Raw genomic sequence first — 15,170 nt, 5'->3', positions numbered from 1 at the left:
GGCGCATTCGCTGCGCACGACCGCCAAGTTCTTTCGGATCAATGGCTTGCTGCCGTTAGCGGCAGGTTGTCCACAAGCTTGCCAACACAATCTGTGGACAAGCCGCGCATCCGGCGTGCGTCAGGCCGGCACGGGAAAGCGCACCGTCACGGTCAGCCCGCGCCCGCCTTGCGTCGTGCCGAGCGCGACCGTCGCGCGATGCTGTTCGGCGATCCGCTTGACGATCGACAGCCCGAGTCCGCTGCCCGACGCCGTGGCGGCCTGCGCGCCTTCGCCGCGATAGAAGCGCTCCCAGACTTCCGTGCGCTCGGCTTCCGGGATGCCGGGACCGTCGTCGGCGACTTCGAGTACGGGGGTGGCGCCATCGAGGCGCGCGGACACGTCGACGCGCGCGCCGTCGCCCGCGTAGCGAATCGCGTTGTCGACGAGGTTGTTCAGCAGTACGCGCAACGTATCGATATTGCCGGCGGCCATCACCGGCGACGACACGATCGCGCCGAGGTCGATCCGGTGCGCATCGGCGACGCGCGTGCGGTCGGCGACCACCGAGCGGCACAGCGCGGCGAGATCGACCGGCGTGGAGGCCGATGCGCCCGCCTGCGCATCGGGTTCGAGGCGCGCGAGCGTCAGCAACTGCTCGGCGAGGTGGCCCAGGCGTGTCGTGCCCGCGTGGATCTGCGCGAGGATCTGCTCGCGTTCGTCGGAGGTCGCCGCGCGCCGCAGTAATTGCGACTGGATCGACAGCCCCATGATTGGCGTGCGCAGCTCGTGCGCGGCATCGGCGATGAAGTGGCGCTGTAGCGTGAACGAGCGGTCGAGCCGCGCGAGCAGGTCGTTGATTGCTTCGGCGAGCGGCCGGACCTCGTTCGGCATCGACGCGACGTCGACCGGTTCCAGATTGTTCGCATTCCTGCGCTTCAGGCCCGATGCGATCGTGCGCAGCGGCCGCAGCCCCGCGCCGATGCCGAACCACAGCCCGATCGCGAGCACCGGCAGCATCGAGAACACCGGCCACAGCAGGTGCACCGCGATGCCCGCGATCGCTTCCCAGCGCGCATGGCGCGCCTGCGCGAGCCGGATCGTCGTGCCGCCGCGTTCGGTCACATAGGTGCGCCATGGCTGGCCGCCGACGTCGACGCTCGCGACGCCCGTCTGCGCGGGCGGCGGCAGCGCGGACTCGCGATCGGTCGAGTAGACCAGTGTGCCGTTGCGCCAGACCTGCAGCAGCACGGCGTCGGGATCGCTGGCCTCGAAGTCGTGCTTGCCGTCGCCATGGTCGCGGAACGACAGCTCGCCGTTCGGGCCGACGACGATCTGCTTCGACATGCTGCGCATCTGGTCGTCGAGGAGATCGTCGAGCTCGCGCAGCGCCCCCCAGTAGGTGCCCGCGCTCGCGACCAGCCCGATCACGCATGCGGCGGGCAGCAGCCACATCAACAGGCGCCGCCGCAGCGACGCGCTGCGCCAGCGCTCGATCGCGAGTCGCACGCGCGTCATGCGCCGTCACCGATCCGGTAGCCGACGCCGCGCACCGTGCGGATCATGTCGTGGCCGAGTTTCTTGCGCAGGTTGTGGATGTGCACCTGCACCGCGTTGCTCTCGATTTCCTCGCCCCAGCTGTACAGCCGTTCCTCGAACTGTTCGCGCGAGATCACCGCGCCGGGGTCGCGCATCAGTTCGTGCAGCAGCACGAATTCCTTCGGCGACAGCGTGACTTCGTCGTCGTTGAGCCAGACCAGGTGCTTTACCGGATCGAGCCGCAGCGGGCCGATCGCGAGCGTCGTTTGTGCGCGCCCCGCATGACGGCGGTTGACCGCGCGGATACGGGCGAGCAGTTCCTCGAGCACGAACGGCTTGACGAGGTAGTCGTCGGCGCCGCTGTCGAGGCCGGCGATGCGGTCCGGCACGCCGTCGCGCGCGGTGATGATGATCGTGGGCAGGGTTTCGTCGCGGCGGCGCAGCGACGCGAGCACCGACAGGCCGTCGCGATTCGGCAGCCCGAGGTCGAGCAGCAGGAGGCCATAGGCGGTCGAGCGCAGCGCGAGCGACGCGGCGTCGCCGTCCTTGACCCAGTCGACCGCGAAGCCTTCCTGTTTGAGGCCCTGTTCGAGCCCGCTGCCGATCAGCGGATCGTCCTCGACGAGCAGTACGCGCATGGATTCGTGTTCTGTTGGCGGGCACGGGCGCCCGGGGTTTCCATGATAAGCGCAGCCGTCTTAGGCCGAGCTTAAACGGCGGCGGCGGCCGCGCTTTCGTACGCGTCCTATGCGGCGCCGTGTCGCGTCGGCACGGCCTTCAGGCTCGCTTAATCTTACGGTCCGTAATCTTGGGCCGTCGCGTTCAACGGAGCGCGGCGTCCCATCAAGCAAGAGGATCGCAATCATGAAACACCTGGCCAAAATCCTGGCGGTCGCGCTCGCGGTGCTGCCGGCTGCCGTCTATGCGCAATACACCGGGCCGTCCGCGCTGACGACGACCACCGTGAAGGAACTCCTCGCGAACGGCAAGGACGATCAGCACGTGCAGCTGCAGGGGCGCATCGTCAAGCACGTCGGCGGCGAGGATTACGAGTTCGCCGACACGACGGGCACGATCCGCGTCGAGATCGATCACAAGCTGTGGGCCGCCGGCCAGCCCGTCAGCGACAAGAACGAAGTGAAGGTGACCGGCGAGTTCGAGCGCAAATGGTCGGGCCGTGTGAAGGTCGATGCCGACCACGTCGAAGTGCTGCGCTGACCGGTGTGCGCGGGGCCGGTGATACCATGGACGTCCGGTTCCCGTTCTCACCCAGATGGCTGCCAATTTCGATGAACTCGCGTCCCGGATCCGGGCGCAATTTTCCGAACTGAGCCCGCAATTCCAGGCGGGCGCTGCATTTCTGCTCGATCATCCCGACGAGGTCGCCACCTCGTCGATGCGCAAGGTCGCGCAGCGCGCGCAGGTTCAACCCGCGTCGCTCGTGCGGCTCGCGCAGCAATTCGGTTTCCCCGGCTGGAACGAGCTGCGCGACCTGTGCGTCGCGCGCGTGCGCACGCGTCCCGAGCCGCTCACGCAGCGTGCGCGTTCGCTCGTGCGGCCCGACGCGAAGGCGTCGCTCGCGCATGATCTGCTGGCCGCCCAGCAACACAATCTCGCCGCCACCGCCGCGCAGAACGAGCACGCGCTCGCCGACGCGGCGAAGCTGATCCGCAAGGCATCGCACGTGCACGTCGCAGGATTCCGGTCGTGCTATCCGGTCGCGTTCGGCTTCGTATACGGCTACCGGCTGTTCCGGCCGACCGTGTCGCTGCTCAACGGCGTCGCCGGCTCGCTCGAGATGGAGCTGCGCACGATCGCGAAGCAGAGCGTGACCGTGATCGTCAGTTTCGCGCCGTATTCGGCGGAAGCGACGCGCGTTGCGCAGGCGGCGAAGGCGCAGGGCAGCAAGATCGTCGCGATCACCGACAGCGCGGTGTCGCCGATCGCGCTGCATGCGGACGCGCAATTGATCTTCACGCACGACAGCCCGTCGTTCTTTCCGTCGCTGGTCGCCGCGCATGCGATGGCCGAAGCGCTGGTCGCGCAGTTGCTCGCGCTCGAAGGCAGCGATGCGGTCGCGGCGCTCGAGCGCACCGAGGCGGAACTGCATGCGAAGGGCGCGTATGTCGTGTAGCCGCACGCGCGGCTGTCACGGCGCAATGCTCGACACGTTCGACTTTCAGGCGCGGCCGTTCTGCGAGCAGCGCGGTTATGTCCGCTGCGGCGAACAGCCCGACCGCCGGACTGTCCGGCCGCGCAGTCGCACATTCTCCTGACAAAGAAGCTCGGTTCCTGAGCGGCGGCATGACCGGCGGCGCACCGCGCACGCGAGGTTCTGGCATCGACATCGACATTTCACCGCGGCGCGAACCGTCGCGGTACCGCGCGCGCCTATGCTGGTATCTCCCGTTCCAAGGAGACAGCGATGTCCGATTCCAACGTGCAGTTCCGCCACGCCGAAGCCTTCCGCGCGCTGCATACGCGCCCCGGCGCCTTCATCATCCCGAACCCTTGGGATGCCGGTTCCGCCCGGCTGCTCGCGATGGCCGGCTTCGACGCGCTCGCCACCACGAGCGCCGGTTTTGCCTATTCGAGAGGGCGGCCCGACAACGCGATCGGCCGTGACGAAATGCTCGGCCACATCGCCGAGATCGTCGCGGCGGGCGGCCTGCCGGTCAGCGCCGATCTCGAGAGCGGCTTCGGTGACGCGCCCGACACGGTCGCCGAGACGATCCGCCTGGCGGCCGATGCCGGCGCGGTGGGCGGCTCGATCGAGGATGCGACCGGCCGCGCCGACGCGCCGATCTATCCGCACGACGCGGCAGTCGAGCGCATCGCGGCGGCGGTCGACGCGGCGCGCGCGCTGCCGTTTCCGTTCACGCTGACCGCGCGCTGCGAGAACTACCTGCACGGCCGGCGCGACCTCGCCGATACGATCGCGCGGCTGGTCGCGTACCGCGACGCGGGGGCCGACGTGCTGTACGCGCCGGGCCTGAACGACGCCGACGACATCGCGGCGGTCACGCACGCGGTCGGCGCGCCGGTCAATGTGGTGATGGGGCTGCAGGGCGAGTTGCTGAGCCTCGATGCGCTCGCGGCGCTCGGCGTGAAGCGCGTCAGCGTCGGCGGCGCACTGGCGCGTGCCGCGCTCGGCGCGTTCCTTCGCGCCGCGACGGAAATGGCGCGCGACGGCACATTTACGTTCGCGCAGGCGGCGGTGTCGGGCCGCGACCTCGATCGCTGGTTTTCGGCGCCGGATAATTCACATATTCAGTTTCCGCGATGACCGCTGATAAAACGTGGGAACGTTTCCAGCCGAAAATCGATTGATAGTAATCAACCGAAATCGCGACTGATTTAAAGTCGCGATGACGTCGAGAAATACATCGTTTATTCTCCGCATTCCGGCTGGTCGACAGCAGTCGGCGCAAGCCGCGCCAGTTCTGGTGTCAGATGCCTGTCAGGTGTACCGATGCCACGTATTGTTGCGATTTTCCGAGCGATAATTTTTTTGGTTTCGGGAGTTGCCGGTTATTTTTGGGATTGGTAATCTGCGGCCTATCCGAGGGAGCGGCCGGCAGGCCGCTGGAAAATGAATATATAAAAAATCGAGAGAGCGATGACAATCCGAGAAAATCACCGCGGCTTTCGCGTTGGCGATGTCGTGACGCTGAAAACCGGCGGCCCACGCATGACCGTCACCTATGCCGGGCCGGTCGTGTTCGACGATGCCGACTGGCTGATCTGCCAGTGGTTCGACGAGAGCGGCCACTTCCGGCAGGAAATGTTTCACCACGAGACGGTCGTGGCTGAGCCGCGCGCGATTTCCGCCGGGCGCGTCCGTTTGCGGATGCAGGCGCACCGCTACCGGTCGGCGGCCTGACGCTGCAGCCCGCCGCATCCCGCCGCATTCATTACGGCGCGGCGCCGCTTGCCGCCCGTATGTTGCCGTGCAGCAGCGGTCGCACTGCCGGCCCCACCGGGGCAACCTCGACATTTCACGTCATCCGGAAACATGCGGCGGCCCGGCGCGCCGATACTTCACGCATGAACCCGACCGATCCGATTGCCGCGGTGACGCACCGCGATCCCTATCCCTACTATGCGACGCTCGTCGACGGCCCGCCGCTCGCGTTCGACGCCACGCTCGGCCTCTGGGTCGCGAGCCGGGCTGCGAGCGTGACGGCCGTGCTCGGCCATCCGGCGTGCCGCGTCAGGCCACTCGATGCGCCGGTGCCGCCCGCGTTGCGCGGCACGACGGCAGGCGCGCTGTTCGGCGAACTGGTGCGCATGAACGACGGCGCATTGCGGCACGACGTGCCGAAGCAGGCGCTGCGCGCGGCGTGCGCGCCGATCGACGCAGGCGCGTTGCGCGAGCGTGCCGCACAGCTGGCCGGCAGCCGGCTGCGCGCGCCGTATGACGCGGATGCATTGAATGCCTGGTGTCTGTCGGTGCCCGTTTGCGCGGTCGCCGATCTGCTCGGTTTCGACGATGCGCAGCTCGACGACATCGCCGCGCTGGTGGTCGACTTCGTCGCCGCGCTGTCGCCGCTGTCCGACGACGCGGCGCTGGCCCGCGCGAGCGAAGCCGCGCGGCAACTGCTCGACCGGATGACGGAGCGCGTCGCGCGCACCCGTGCGCAGGACGGCTCATGGGTCGCGGCGATTCAGCAGGCGGCCGCTGCCGCCGGCTGGCACGCGAGTGGTGCGCTCGTCGCGAATCTCGTCGGGCTGTTGTCGCAGACGTGCGAGGCCACGGCCGCGTGGCTCGGCAATGTACTGGTTGCGTGGGACGGCACGACGGACGACGTGGCGGGTGGCGAACGCGCAATGCCGGACACCGCCGCGCTCGACGCATTCGTCGCCGAGGTCGGCCGATACGATTCGCCGGTGCAGAACACGCGGCGCTTCGTCGCGTCGCGCACGACGATCGAGGGGGTGACCGTCGATGCCGGTGCAGCCATCCTGGTCGTGCTGGCGGCCGCGAACCGCGACCCGGCCGTGCATCGCGAGCCGCATCGGCTGCTGCCGGGCCGCGCGCCGGGGCCGAACTTCGGGTTCGGCACGGGGCCGCACGGTTGCCCGGGCGAGCGGATCGCGCGGGCGGTGACGGCCGGGGCATTCGGGGCATGGTTGCGCGCGGGCGGTGAGGCGCCGCGCGACGGGCTGGTGTGGGACTACCGGGCGTCGACCAACGTCAGGATGCCGAAGTTCGGCCCGGCGAGGTAAGCGGAATAGCGGGACTTAACGGCAACCTTGCTTCTCGGCCCATTGCTCCTGGGCGGCGACGCGGCGCTGCACGCGTTCGACGAGACCGGTCGAGAAGGTCCGCATGCTGCTGCCGCGGCGCTTCGCGAGGATGGTTTGCGCGACGTCGGTCTGCGGGTTCGGCTGGCAGGCCCAGTACAGCGTCATCAGCCAGCCGATGCCCGTCCACGCGAACAGGGCGTTGAACATCGCGATCATCAGCTTGTCGTGCCGGCCGCGCCGGTCGGCGACGACGGCAGGGAGAAAATAGAGCGCGATCGCTGCGACCGAACCGACCACCTGAATCAGGACTGCGTGTTGCATGTTGCCGCTCCATCCGAACTGCAATGAGGCTGATTGTCGCGCTTTTTCCGGTTGTGTGCTGGCAATTGATTGTTGCGGTTTTAGTGACGATCAGCGCGCGGCGACGTCCTTCCGTCCCGCATCGTTGCTCAGCGCGAAACCTTCGTCGAGCCAGCCGGTGACGCCGCCGATCATCAGCTTCACGGGGCGGCCGAGGCGCGCGAGCCGCATCGCCGCACGCGCGGCGCCGTTGCAGTGCGGGCCCGCGCAGTAGACGACGAACAGCGTGTCGGCCGGATGCGCGGCGAGCTTGCCGGCGACGATCTTGCGGTGTGGCAGGTTGCGGGCGCCCGGCACGTGGCCGGCGGAAAACAGTTCCGGACTCCGCACGTCGAGCAGCACGAAATCGGGCGCGCCGGACGCGAGCGCGTCGTGCACGTCCCAGCAATCGGTCTCGAAGCCCAGCGACGCTTCGAAGTGCGCGAGGGCGGCGGCGCTGTCGGCGGCGGGTACGTCGGTTACGTATGACATCAAAGGCGCTCCATCAGGACGGCGCGGAATGCGCCGGAATGAAGGGCAGTATCGCGGTTCGCCGGCTTTTCCGGCAGTGGCGCGATCGACAAGTTCCGGTAACATCGCGCCATGCAAAATCATCTCGTCGTCGCGCTCGCCTACGATCGCCTCTGCACCTTCGAATTCGGCTGCGTGGTCGAACTGTTCGCGCTCGAGCGCCCGGAACTCGGCGTCGACTGGTATCGCTTCGCGGTGTGCGCGAGCGAGCCGGGGCCCGTGCGCGCGGCGGGCGGCATCACGGTCGCCGCGCCGTACCGGCTTGCGACACTCGATCGCGCGGACACCATCGTGATTCCCGGCTGGCGCGATCCGGACGAACGGCCGCCGGAACCGTTGCTGAAGAAGCTGCGTGCCGCGCATCGCCGCGGCGCGCGGCTCTGTTCGATTTGCTCGGGCGTGTTCGTGCTCGCGGCGGCCGGCGTGCTCGACGGGCTGACCGTGACGACGCACTGGCGTTACGCCGAGCGCCTGCAGGCGCGCTATCCGGCGCTGCGCGTGAATCCCGACGCGCTGTACGTCGACGAAGGGCAGATCGTCACGTCGGCCGGCTCGGCCGCGGGGCTCGACATGCTGCTGCATCTCGTGCGCCGCGATCATGGCGGGGCGATCGCGAACCGCGTCGCGCAGCGCCTCGTGCTGCCGCCGCATCGCGATGGCGGCCAGGCGCAGTTCGTGCCGCGCCCGGTCGCCCCGGGCGGCGGCGACCGGCTCGCGAAGCTGATCGACTGGATGCGCGCGCATGCGGCCGAACCGCACACGCTCGCGTCGCTGGCCGCGCAGGCCGCGATGAGCACGCGCACGCTGCAGCGGCAGTTCGCGGAGGCGACGGGAATGTCGCCGCTCATGTGGCTGATCCGCGAGCGCGTGAATATCGCGAAGGACATGCTCGAAACGCATCCCGCGCTGTCGCTCGCGCAGATTGCCGCGCGCTCGGGGTTCGGTTCCGAGGAGTCGCTGCGCCGGCATTTCCGGCGCGTCGCGGCGACGAGCCCCGCCGCGTACCGGCGCGGGATGGATCGCGGCGTCAGGCCCGCGGACGCGTGAACGTCGCGTCTGCTCCTGCAACGGCGGTGCCCGGCCGTCGGGCACTTCTTGTCGACTTCGAGCGCGCGTAAGATGGCGGTCGCCGTGCGGCGATCCACGCATGCCGCGCATTCCGCGCCGCTGCAGGACGCCGCCATCGCCCCCTCACAACGACAAGGACAATCATCATGGGCCTGCTGGGAAAGCTGTTCGGAAAGAAACCGCGTGACGAAGCGGCATCGCCCGCGCCTTCGACGCAAGCGTCGGACGCGCCGGAAGCACCCGACGCCGCCGGGCAGGACGGCCCCGACATCGCACCGGAACTCGCGCCCGCGCTGAAGGCATTCCAGGCCGGCCGGCACGAAGCCGCGATCGCGGCCGCCGCGCCGCATGCGGAGCGGCTCGCCGATGCGGCGCGCCTGTGTGCGCTGTCGTACTCGGCGATGAAGCGTTACCCGGAAGCGTTTCCGTACTGGCTCGCGCTGTTCGACCACGAGCCGAGCGCGCACAACGCGGTGCAGCTCGCGACGACATCCGTGATGTGCGATGAAGTGGAGCGCGGCGAAGCGTGGCTGCAGAAGGCCGCCGAGGTCAATCACGACACGCACGAGCAGTCGGATGTCGGCGCGCGCGTGAACTTCATCTCCGCGCTGATGCAAAGCGGCCACCTGCGCGAGGCGCTGCCGCACCTCGCATGGGTGCGCGACGTGTACGGCCACGTGCGCATCACCGACTCGACCTTCCTCCATCTGCGCGGCATTCCGTTCTTTTCTTCATTCCTCGAGAACAGTCTCGAGATCCTGAAGGCCACGCAGCCGGCCGACGCGATCGCGCCGTGGTACGGCGAACTGAAGGGCAAGCTCGATGAAGACGGCGAAGCGCAGCTTGCCGAGTGGGTCGGGCGGCTGCCGGCGTAACCGGCGGGTCATCGAGCGTCGCGATGCCGGCCGCGTGTTGCCGGCGCGGCGTCGCGACGCACACGCTCAGCGCGTGTTGGTCTTGCGATCGACTTGCCGGATGCATGCAATCCGGTACACGCCGTCCTCGACTTCGACGCCGTGCGTATCGTGCGTGAAGCCGGGGAAGCGCAGGTCGAATTGCTCGAGCGCCTTCAGGTAGCCGAGCAGCGGCCCGTCGGCCGGCCCCGCGTTCTCGCCGGGCATCAGCAGCGGAATGCCGGGCGGATAGGGCACGACGCCCGTCGCGACGGTGCGGCCCGCCATCTCCGACAGCTCCAGCATCTCGATGTCGTTGTGCACGAGATGCTCGAACGCCTCGGCCGGGCTGAAGTCGGGCTGCGGCAGCGTCGAGAAGCCGCGCGACATCATCTCGGTCGTCTTCAGGTCGCTCATTGCGCTGAACATCAGGTCGCACAGCTCGCGCAGGCCGAGCTTGCCGTAGCGGTCCGGATAACGCGCGACGAGTTCCGGCAGCGCCTGTTCGAGCGGCGCGTTCGCGTCGTAGTCGCGCTTGAAGTCGAGCAGCGTGTTGACGAGCGTGCCCCACTTGCCCTTCGTCACGCCGAGCGAGAACAGAAACAGGATCGTGAAGTCGGTCGTTTTTTCGACGACGATCCCGTGCCGGTCCAGATACGCGGTGACGACCGACGCCGGAATGCCGACCGGCATCAGGCCGCCGTGCGGCGCGACGCCCGGCGTGACGATCGATACCTTGATCGGGTCGAGCATGCAGTAGTCGTCCTCGATCTCGCCGAAGCCGTGCCACGTGTCGCCCGGATGCAGCACCCAGCATGACGGATCGGTGGCGAGCAGCGTTTCGTCCGCTTCATGGAAGGGCACGCGCCGGCCCGTCTTGCGGTCGACCACGGTGTCCGGCTGCCAGCCGTTGAAGAACCAGTCGTTGTTCTCCTCGCATTCCGCGTGCAGCCGCGCGAGCATCCGTCGAAACGACACGGCCTCGCGGATCGCGTCGGTCGTCAGCGCTTCGCCGCCGGGGCCGTCCATCATCGCGGCGCTCACGTCGTTCGACGCGATGATCGCGTAGTTTGGCGACGTCGACGCGTGCATCATGTACGCCTCGTTGAAGCGCGCATGCTCGATCGGGTTGCGGCCATTGCGGACATGGATGAACGATGCCTGCGACAGCGCGGCGAGCAGCTTGTGCGTCGACTGCGTCGCGAACACGGTCGGCTTGCTCGTGTCGTGCTGCGACGGATCGCCGTGCATCGCGTGACGGTCGCGGTAGATCGGGTTGAAGCGCGCATAGCCGTACCAGGCTTCGTCGAAATGCAGCCGGTCGACGCTCTGGCCGAGCAGTTCCTCGACGCGCGCGACGTTGTAGCAGAGGCCGTCGTAGGTCGAGTTCGTGATCAGCGCATGCACGGGCGTCGGATCGATGCCGTCGCGACCGCGCGCGAGCGGATTCGCGTCGACCGCGAGCCGCACGGCGGCGGCCGTGAGCCGTTCCGGCATGATCGGCCCGATGATCCCGTAATGGTTGCGCGACGGGATCAGGTAGGTCGGAATCGCGCCCGACATCGTCATCGCATGTTCGGCCGACTTGTGGCAGTTGCGGTCGCACAGCGCGACCTGGTTGCGCGTGACGCTCGCCATCAGGATCACGCGGTTCGACATCGACGAGCCGTTCGTCACGTGATACGTGCGGTGCGCGCCGAACACGCGCGCCGCGTAGCGTTCGCTTTCGCCGATCGGGCCCGAGTGGTCGAGCAGCGAGCCGAGCTCGCCGACCGAGATCGACAGGTCCGAGCGGAACAGCGCTTCGCCGAAGAATTCGAAGTATGCGCGGCCGACCGGCGATTTCAGGAACGCGGTGCCGCCCGTGTGGCCCGGCGTGTGCCACGAGTATTCGTACACGCGCGAGAACTGCGCGAGTGCGCGGAACATCGGCGGCAGCACGGTCTCGCGATAGCGTTCGATCGCGGCGACGATCCGCCCGCCGATGAACGCGGTGGTGTCCTCCAGCATCCAGATGAAGTCGTCGGCCTTGCGCATCGCGTCGACGGGAATCGCGGCCGCGCTCGCGCGGCTCGCGAGCAGGAACACCGGCACCGTCGCATTGCGCGCGCGCATCGCGTCGAGCACGGCCTGCGCGGGCGCGTGATCGGGATCGTTGCCGAGCTCCCAGTTGAGCAGCAGGCACTGGATCGCGGGATCGGCGTCCACCACCGCGCGTGCGTCTTCGGCGGACGTCGCGATCACGACATCGACGAGCCGGGCGCGCAATTCTTCGGCGAGGGCGGTGGCGGCGCGCCCGGTGGCCGTGCGTTCGTCGATATCGTGCTGCACGAGCAGCGCCTTCATGCCGAGGCGGCGAAACGCCGGTTGGGTCAAGGTAGCGGTCATGGTTATTCCCCCGTTTGCTGGGTTGCCTGGACGCCCGCGGCCGGCGAGCGGGCGTGAAGAATGTCGGCCTCGTGTCGGCCCACCGAGATCCAGAAGGTCGCGACGAGCGCGACGATGGTGACGCCGAGCGCGAGATAGCGCACCCAGCGCGGCGAACGGCCGCCCGGATGGACATGGGTTTCCTCGATTTCGCGCTGGCGGTTGATCGACAGCTCGTAGAAGACGATCGTCGCGATCACGAAGATCAGCGACCAGCGCGTCTGCTGGCCGTCGGAGCCGACCATCGCCCACAGCGCGTAGACCGCGCCGATCAGGCCGACGATCGTGTAGAAGGTGAACTGGTGCGACGGCATCTTGCCGTAGCCGAGCACCTTGATCGCGATGCACGAGTAGATGTACGGCAGCAGCGTCATGATCACGGCGATCGACGCGATCTTGCCGAACTGCTCGCTCGCGCTCGGCGACATCGTCGCGAGCACCTGCACGGACATGATCACCGCGACGATCGCGAGGCCGGCCGACGGCACGTTCTTCGAGTTGACGCGGGCGAACACGCCGGCGAACAGGCCGTCGTCGGCCGCGGCCTTCGCGGTCTGGCCGACCAGCAGCGTCCAGCCCGCGAGCGAGCCGAGGCAGCCGAGCGCCGCGCAGATCGCGACTGCGTTCGCGGCGGTGTCGCCGAGCGCGAGGCGCGCGGCATCCGCGAACGGCGCGCTCGACGCGAGCAGCGCCTTGTTCGGGATCATCCCCATGATCACGGTCGAGCTGAGCACGTAGCACACCGCCGCGAGCACGACGCCGCCGACGGTCGCGATCGGCACGTTGCGCGACGGGTTCTCGACGACGCCGGCCGACACCGACGCGCTCTCGACGCCGATGAACGCCCACAGCGTGAAGTTCAGCGTCGCGCCGATCGCGCTGAAGCTGCTCGCGCCCGACACGTTCCAGCCGGCGAAGTACACGTCCTTGCTGAACCAGAACCAGCCGAACACGGCCATCCCGAGGATCGGCACGAGCGCGAAGATCGTCGTGACCGACTGCACGCGGCCGACGACGTTCGGCCCGAGGATGTTCGCGTAGGTGAACAGCCAGATCACGAAGATCTGGGCGAGCGCGAACACGAGCGGGTCGCGCAGCATCGGGAAGAAGTGCGTCAGATAACCGAGGCCGGCGACCGCGAGGCCGACGTTGCCGAGCACGTTCGCGAGCCAGTAGATCAGGTTGGTCTGGTAGCCGATGTACGGGCCGAACGATTTGCGCGCGTACGCATACGGGCCGCCGGCGGCCGGGTCGATCGCCGCGAGCTTCGCGAACACCAGCGCGAGCGACACGGCGCCGACCACGGTGATCAGCCAGCCGAAGATCGCGATGCCGCCGGTGGCGGCGAGGTTCGCGGGCAGCATGAAGACGCCGGAGCCCATCATGTTGCCCGCGACCATCAGCGTGGCGGGGACGACGCCGATTTTCGGCGCGGAAATCGCGGCTGGTGCGGCGGCGGAGCGGGAGGAGGACGAGCTGGCATCGGACATGCGGGGCTCCTTGAATGGACGTGATGCGGTTGAGGTGGCGCGGCCCGGCGCCGGTCGACGATTCCGGAATGGATCGCCGTTTTATTAAACGACGTCATGTTATATCTTTAATCGATTTTTTAATGGTAAACGCTAGCATTTAATGAGTTAAATGTTGATCAATGTCATTGAAATGGGTTGAGTGGCGTTCCGGCGCGGGCGCGGTGGCGCGATATGGAAAGCTTCGCGGGGTGCTGCGGTGGTGAGCCGGGGAAGTTGAGTGCGGGGCGGGTCGGGGGCGATGGATAATCCGGATGTTTGCCGAATTGGATGGAACATTTCGTGACGTAAATGCCTCGGTCTTTCGGGCGCGATTTTGTCGGTTATTATCGGGTGCGTTGAATATATGAGCCGCGCAAGCGTGCCGCCGGTGCGCATGACGATTTTTCCTTTCGAAGGATGATGCCGATGCTGCCTTCCCGTTTGCCGCTGATTCAGGCCCCGATGGTCGGATCGCTGAGCGCGCTTGCAATCGCGGTCTGCGAAGCGGGCGGGCTCGGCTCGCTCGCATGCGCGGCGCTCGGCCCGCAGCAACTGCGCGACGAGATCGCGGCGATCCGCGCACGCACGCAGGCCCCGTTCAACGTGAACTTCTTCTGCCATGCGCCGCCCGCGCCGGACGCCGAGGTCGACGCGCGCTGGCGCGCGGCACTGGCCGGCTACTACGCGGAAGCCGGGCTCGATCCGGTCGGCGTGAAGGGCGGCGCCGGCCGCGCACCGTTCGACGACGCGATGTGCGCGGTGGTCGAGGAAATGCGGCCGGCCGTCGTGAGCTTTCATTTCGGATTGCCGGACGACGCGTTGCTGGCGCGCGTGCGTCGTACCGGCGCGCGGATCGTGTCGTCCGCGACGACCGTCGAGGAGGCGCGCTGGCTCGATGCGCGCGACGTCGACGCGATCGTCGCGCAGGGTGCGGAGGCCGGCGGGCATCGCGGGATGTTCCTGACCGACGACATTCACGCGCAGCCGGGGCTGTTCGCACTGTTGCCGCAGATCGTCGACGCGGTGCGCGCGCCGGTGATCGCGGCGGGCGCGATCGCCGACGGCCGCGGCATCGCGGCAGCTTTCGCGCTCGGCGCACGTGCGGTGCAGATCGGCACCGGCTACCTGCTCACGCCGCAGGCCGGCCGCTCGGCGCAGCACCGCGCGGCGGTGCGGGCGGCGCGCGACGACGGCACCCGCATCACCAACCTGTACACGGGCCGGCCGGCGCGCGGCCTGCTGACGCGCTTCATGCGCGAGCAGGGGCCGATGAGCGCGCTCGCGCCCGCGTTCCCGCTCGCGACGGCCGCGGTCGATCCGCTGCGCGGCGCATTCGAACGGCAGGGCCGCGACGATTTCTCGCTGCTGTGGTCGGGCGAGGCCGCGGCGCTCGCGCGCGAAGAGGATGCCGGGGTGCTGACGCGACGGCTGTGGGACGACGCGCTGGCGTGCGCGGCGGGGCTGCGCGACACGTTCCCGCCGGGCGACTGAACGGGCGCGGTAACAGGCGCGGAAACAGACGCCGGAAGGGGGCGAAGGCAAGCCCGAAGCCGGCAGCGGAAAGCGCCGCGGAAAGGCCCCGGGGCGGTGCCATCGGCGTATCATCCGTTTTTTCATCAGCCCGATCCAGGCA

General features: G+C 68.3%; 14 protein-coding genes. 8 read left to right on the top strand and 6 right to left on the bottom strand.

Annotation, left to right across the window (positions count from 1 at the left end; all coding sequences use genetic code 11):
* Window positions 1-120: 120 nt before the first annotated feature.
* A complete protein-coding gene (locus tag LMA02_RS26810) occupies window positions 121-1,497 on the bottom strand; it encodes an ATP-binding protein (RefSeq protein WP_228908201.1) in 1,377 nt (458 codons plus the stop codon).
* Window positions 1,494-2,156 carry a response regulator gene (locus LMA02_RS26805; RefSeq protein ID WP_228908200.1) on the bottom strand — a complete coding sequence of 221 codons (663 nt, stop codon included), beginning with the start codon at window positions 2,154-2,156 and terminating at the stop codon, window positions 1,494-1,496. Before LMA02_RS26805 ends, LMA02_RS26810 begins: the two co-directional genes overlap by 4 nt.
* Window positions 2,157-2,382: 226 nt before the next feature.
* On the opposite strand from LMA02_RS26805, the gene LMA02_RS26800 reads away from it, so the two are divergent.
* From LMA02_RS26800 to LMA02_RS26775, 5 genes are all read left to right on the top strand, one after another.
* Complete coding sequence (locus LMA02_RS26800) at window positions 2,383-2,736, top strand: YgiW/YdeI family stress tolerance OB fold protein (RefSeq protein WP_228908199.1); 354 nt, start codon at window positions 2,383-2,385, stop codon at window positions 2,734-2,736.
* Between the two features lie 55 nt (window positions 2,737-2,791).
* Window positions 2,792-3,652 carry a MurR/RpiR family transcriptional regulator gene (locus tag LMA02_RS26795; RefSeq protein WP_228908198.1) on the top strand — a complete coding sequence of 287 codons (861 nt, stop codon included), beginning with the start codon at window positions 2,792-2,794 and terminating at the stop codon, window positions 3,650-3,652.
* 291 nt (window positions 3,653-3,943) lie between these two features.
* Window positions 3,944-4,804: an isocitrate lyase/PEP mutase family protein gene (locus LMA02_RS26785; protein WP_228908197.1), complete on the top strand. Its 861-nt coding sequence runs from the start codon at window positions 3,944-3,946 to the stop codon at window positions 4,802-4,804.
* A gap of 333 nt (window positions 4,805-5,137) precedes the next feature.
* The gene (locus tag LMA02_RS26780; protein WP_228908196.1) at window positions 5,138-5,401 is read left to right on the top strand and encodes a YodC family protein; all 264 of its coding nucleotides are present in this window, start codon (window positions 5,138-5,140) and stop codon (window positions 5,399-5,401) included.
* 164 nt (window positions 5,402-5,565) lie between these two features.
* Window positions 5,566-6,747 carry a cytochrome P450 gene (locus LMA02_RS26775; RefSeq protein WP_228908195.1) on the top strand — a complete coding sequence of 394 codons (1,182 nt, stop codon included), beginning with the start codon at window positions 5,566-5,568 and terminating at the stop codon, window positions 6,745-6,747.
* A 15-nt stretch (window positions 6,748-6,762) separates the two neighbouring features.
* Here LMA02_RS26775 and LMA02_RS26770 read toward each other — a convergent pair whose 3' ends face one another.
* Window positions 6,763-7,089, bottom strand: coding sequence for a superinfection immunity protein (locus LMA02_RS26770; RefSeq protein WP_228908194.1), 327 nt, complete (start codon window positions 7,087-7,089; stop codon window positions 6,763-6,765).
* Window positions 7,090-7,179: 90 nt separating this feature from the next.
* Window positions 7,180-7,599, bottom strand: coding sequence for a rhodanese-like domain-containing protein (locus tag LMA02_RS26765; protein ID WP_228908193.1), 420 nt, complete (start codon window positions 7,597-7,599; stop codon window positions 7,180-7,182).
* A gap of 111 nt (window positions 7,600-7,710) precedes the next feature.
* Here LMA02_RS26765 and ftrA point away from each other — a divergent pair, with 111 nt between their 5' ends.
* Complete coding sequence (gene ftrA / locus LMA02_RS26760; protein ID WP_228908192.1) at window positions 7,711-8,685, top strand: transcriptional regulator FtrA; 975 nt, start codon at window positions 7,711-7,713, stop codon at window positions 8,683-8,685.
* 167 nt (window positions 8,686-8,852) lie between these two features.
* Window positions 8,853-9,581 (top strand): hypothetical protein, encoded by a 729-nt coding sequence (locus LMA02_RS26755; RefSeq protein ID WP_228908191.1) that lies wholly within the window; start codon window positions 8,853-8,855, stop codon window positions 9,579-9,581.
* A gap of 66 nt (window positions 9,582-9,647) precedes the next feature.
* Here the strand turns inward: LMA02_RS26755 and LMA02_RS26750 are convergent, their stop codons facing one another.
* Both LMA02_RS26750 and adiC read right to left on the bottom strand, forming a co-directional pair.
* A complete protein-coding gene (locus LMA02_RS26750; protein ID WP_228908190.1) occupies window positions 9,648-11,987 on the bottom strand; it encodes an Orn/Lys/Arg decarboxylase N-terminal domain-containing protein in 2,340 nt (779 codons plus the stop codon).
* Window positions 11,988-11,989: 2 nt separating this feature from the next.
* Complete coding sequence (gene adiC, locus LMA02_RS26745) at window positions 11,990-13,516, bottom strand: arginine/agmatine antiporter (protein ID WP_228908189.1); 1,527 nt, start codon at window positions 13,514-13,516, stop codon at window positions 11,990-11,992.
* A gap of 441 nt (window positions 13,517-13,957) precedes the next feature.
* On the opposite strand from adiC, the gene LMA02_RS26740 reads away from it, so the two are divergent.
* On the top strand, window positions 13,958-15,028 hold the full coding sequence (locus tag LMA02_RS26740) for an NAD(P)H-dependent flavin oxidoreductase (RefSeq protein ID WP_228910016.1): 1,071 nt from the start codon (window positions 13,958-13,960) through the stop codon (window positions 15,026-15,028).
* Window positions 15,029-15,170 lie beyond the last annotated feature (142 nt).

Source organism: Burkholderia sp. B21-005 (assembly GCF_020843965.1).
Classification (GTDB): domain Bacteria; phylum Pseudomonadota; class Gammaproteobacteria; order Burkholderiales; family Burkholderiaceae; genus Burkholderia; species Burkholderia ambifaria.
Note: the sequence above shows the minus strand (reverse complement) of the source record. Positions and strands in the feature narration are given on the sequence as shown.

Coding starts and splice junctions, on each gene's coding strand:
- LMA02_RS26755 (WP_228908191.1), top strand. CDS start 8,853: ATGGGCCTGCTGGGAAAGCTGTTCGGAAAGAAACCGCGTGACGAAGCG.
- adiC (WP_228908189.1), bottom strand. CDS start 13,516: ATGTCCGATGCCAGCTCGTCCTCCTCCCGCTCCGCCGCCGCACCAGCC.
- LMA02_RS26795 (WP_228908198.1), top strand. CDS start 2,792: ATGGCTGCCAATTTCGATGAACTCGCGTCCCGGATCCGGGCGCAATTT.
- LMA02_RS26765 (WP_228908193.1), bottom strand. CDS start 7,599: ATGTCATACGTAACCGACGTACCCGCCGCCGACAGCGCCGCCGCCCTC.
- LMA02_RS26775 (WP_228908195.1), top strand. CDS start 5,566: ATGAACCCGACCGATCCGATTGCCGCGGTGACGCACCGCGATCCCTAT.
- LMA02_RS26785 (WP_228908197.1), top strand. CDS start 3,944: ATGTCCGATTCCAACGTGCAGTTCCGCCACGCCGAAGCCTTCCGCGCG.
- ftrA (WP_228908192.1), top strand. CDS start 7,711: ATGCAAAATCATCTCGTCGTCGCGCTCGCCTACGATCGCCTCTGCACC.
- LMA02_RS26800 (WP_228908199.1), top strand. CDS start 2,383: ATGAAACACCTGGCCAAAATCCTGGCGGTCGCGCTCGCGGTGCTGCCG.
- LMA02_RS26770 (WP_228908194.1), bottom strand. CDS start 7,089: ATGCAACACGCAGTCCTGATTCAGGTGGTCGGTTCGGTCGCAGCGATC.
- LMA02_RS26810 (WP_228908201.1), bottom strand. CDS start 1,497: ATGACGCGCGTGCGACTCGCGATCGAGCGCTGGCGCAGCGCGTCGCTG.
- LMA02_RS26740 (WP_228910016.1), top strand. CDS start 13,958: ATGCCGATGCTGCCTTCCCGTTTGCCGCTGATTCAGGCCCCGATGGTC.
- LMA02_RS26750 (WP_228908190.1), bottom strand. CDS start 11,987: ATGACCGCTACCTTGACCCAACCGGCGTTTCGCCGCCTCGGCATGAAG.
- LMA02_RS26805 (WP_228908200.1), bottom strand. CDS start 2,156: ATGCGCGTACTGCTCGTCGAGGACGATCCGCTGATCGGCAGCGGGCTC.
- LMA02_RS26780 (WP_228908196.1), top strand. CDS start 5,138: ATGACAATCCGAGAAAATCACCGCGGCTTTCGCGTTGGCGATGTCGTG.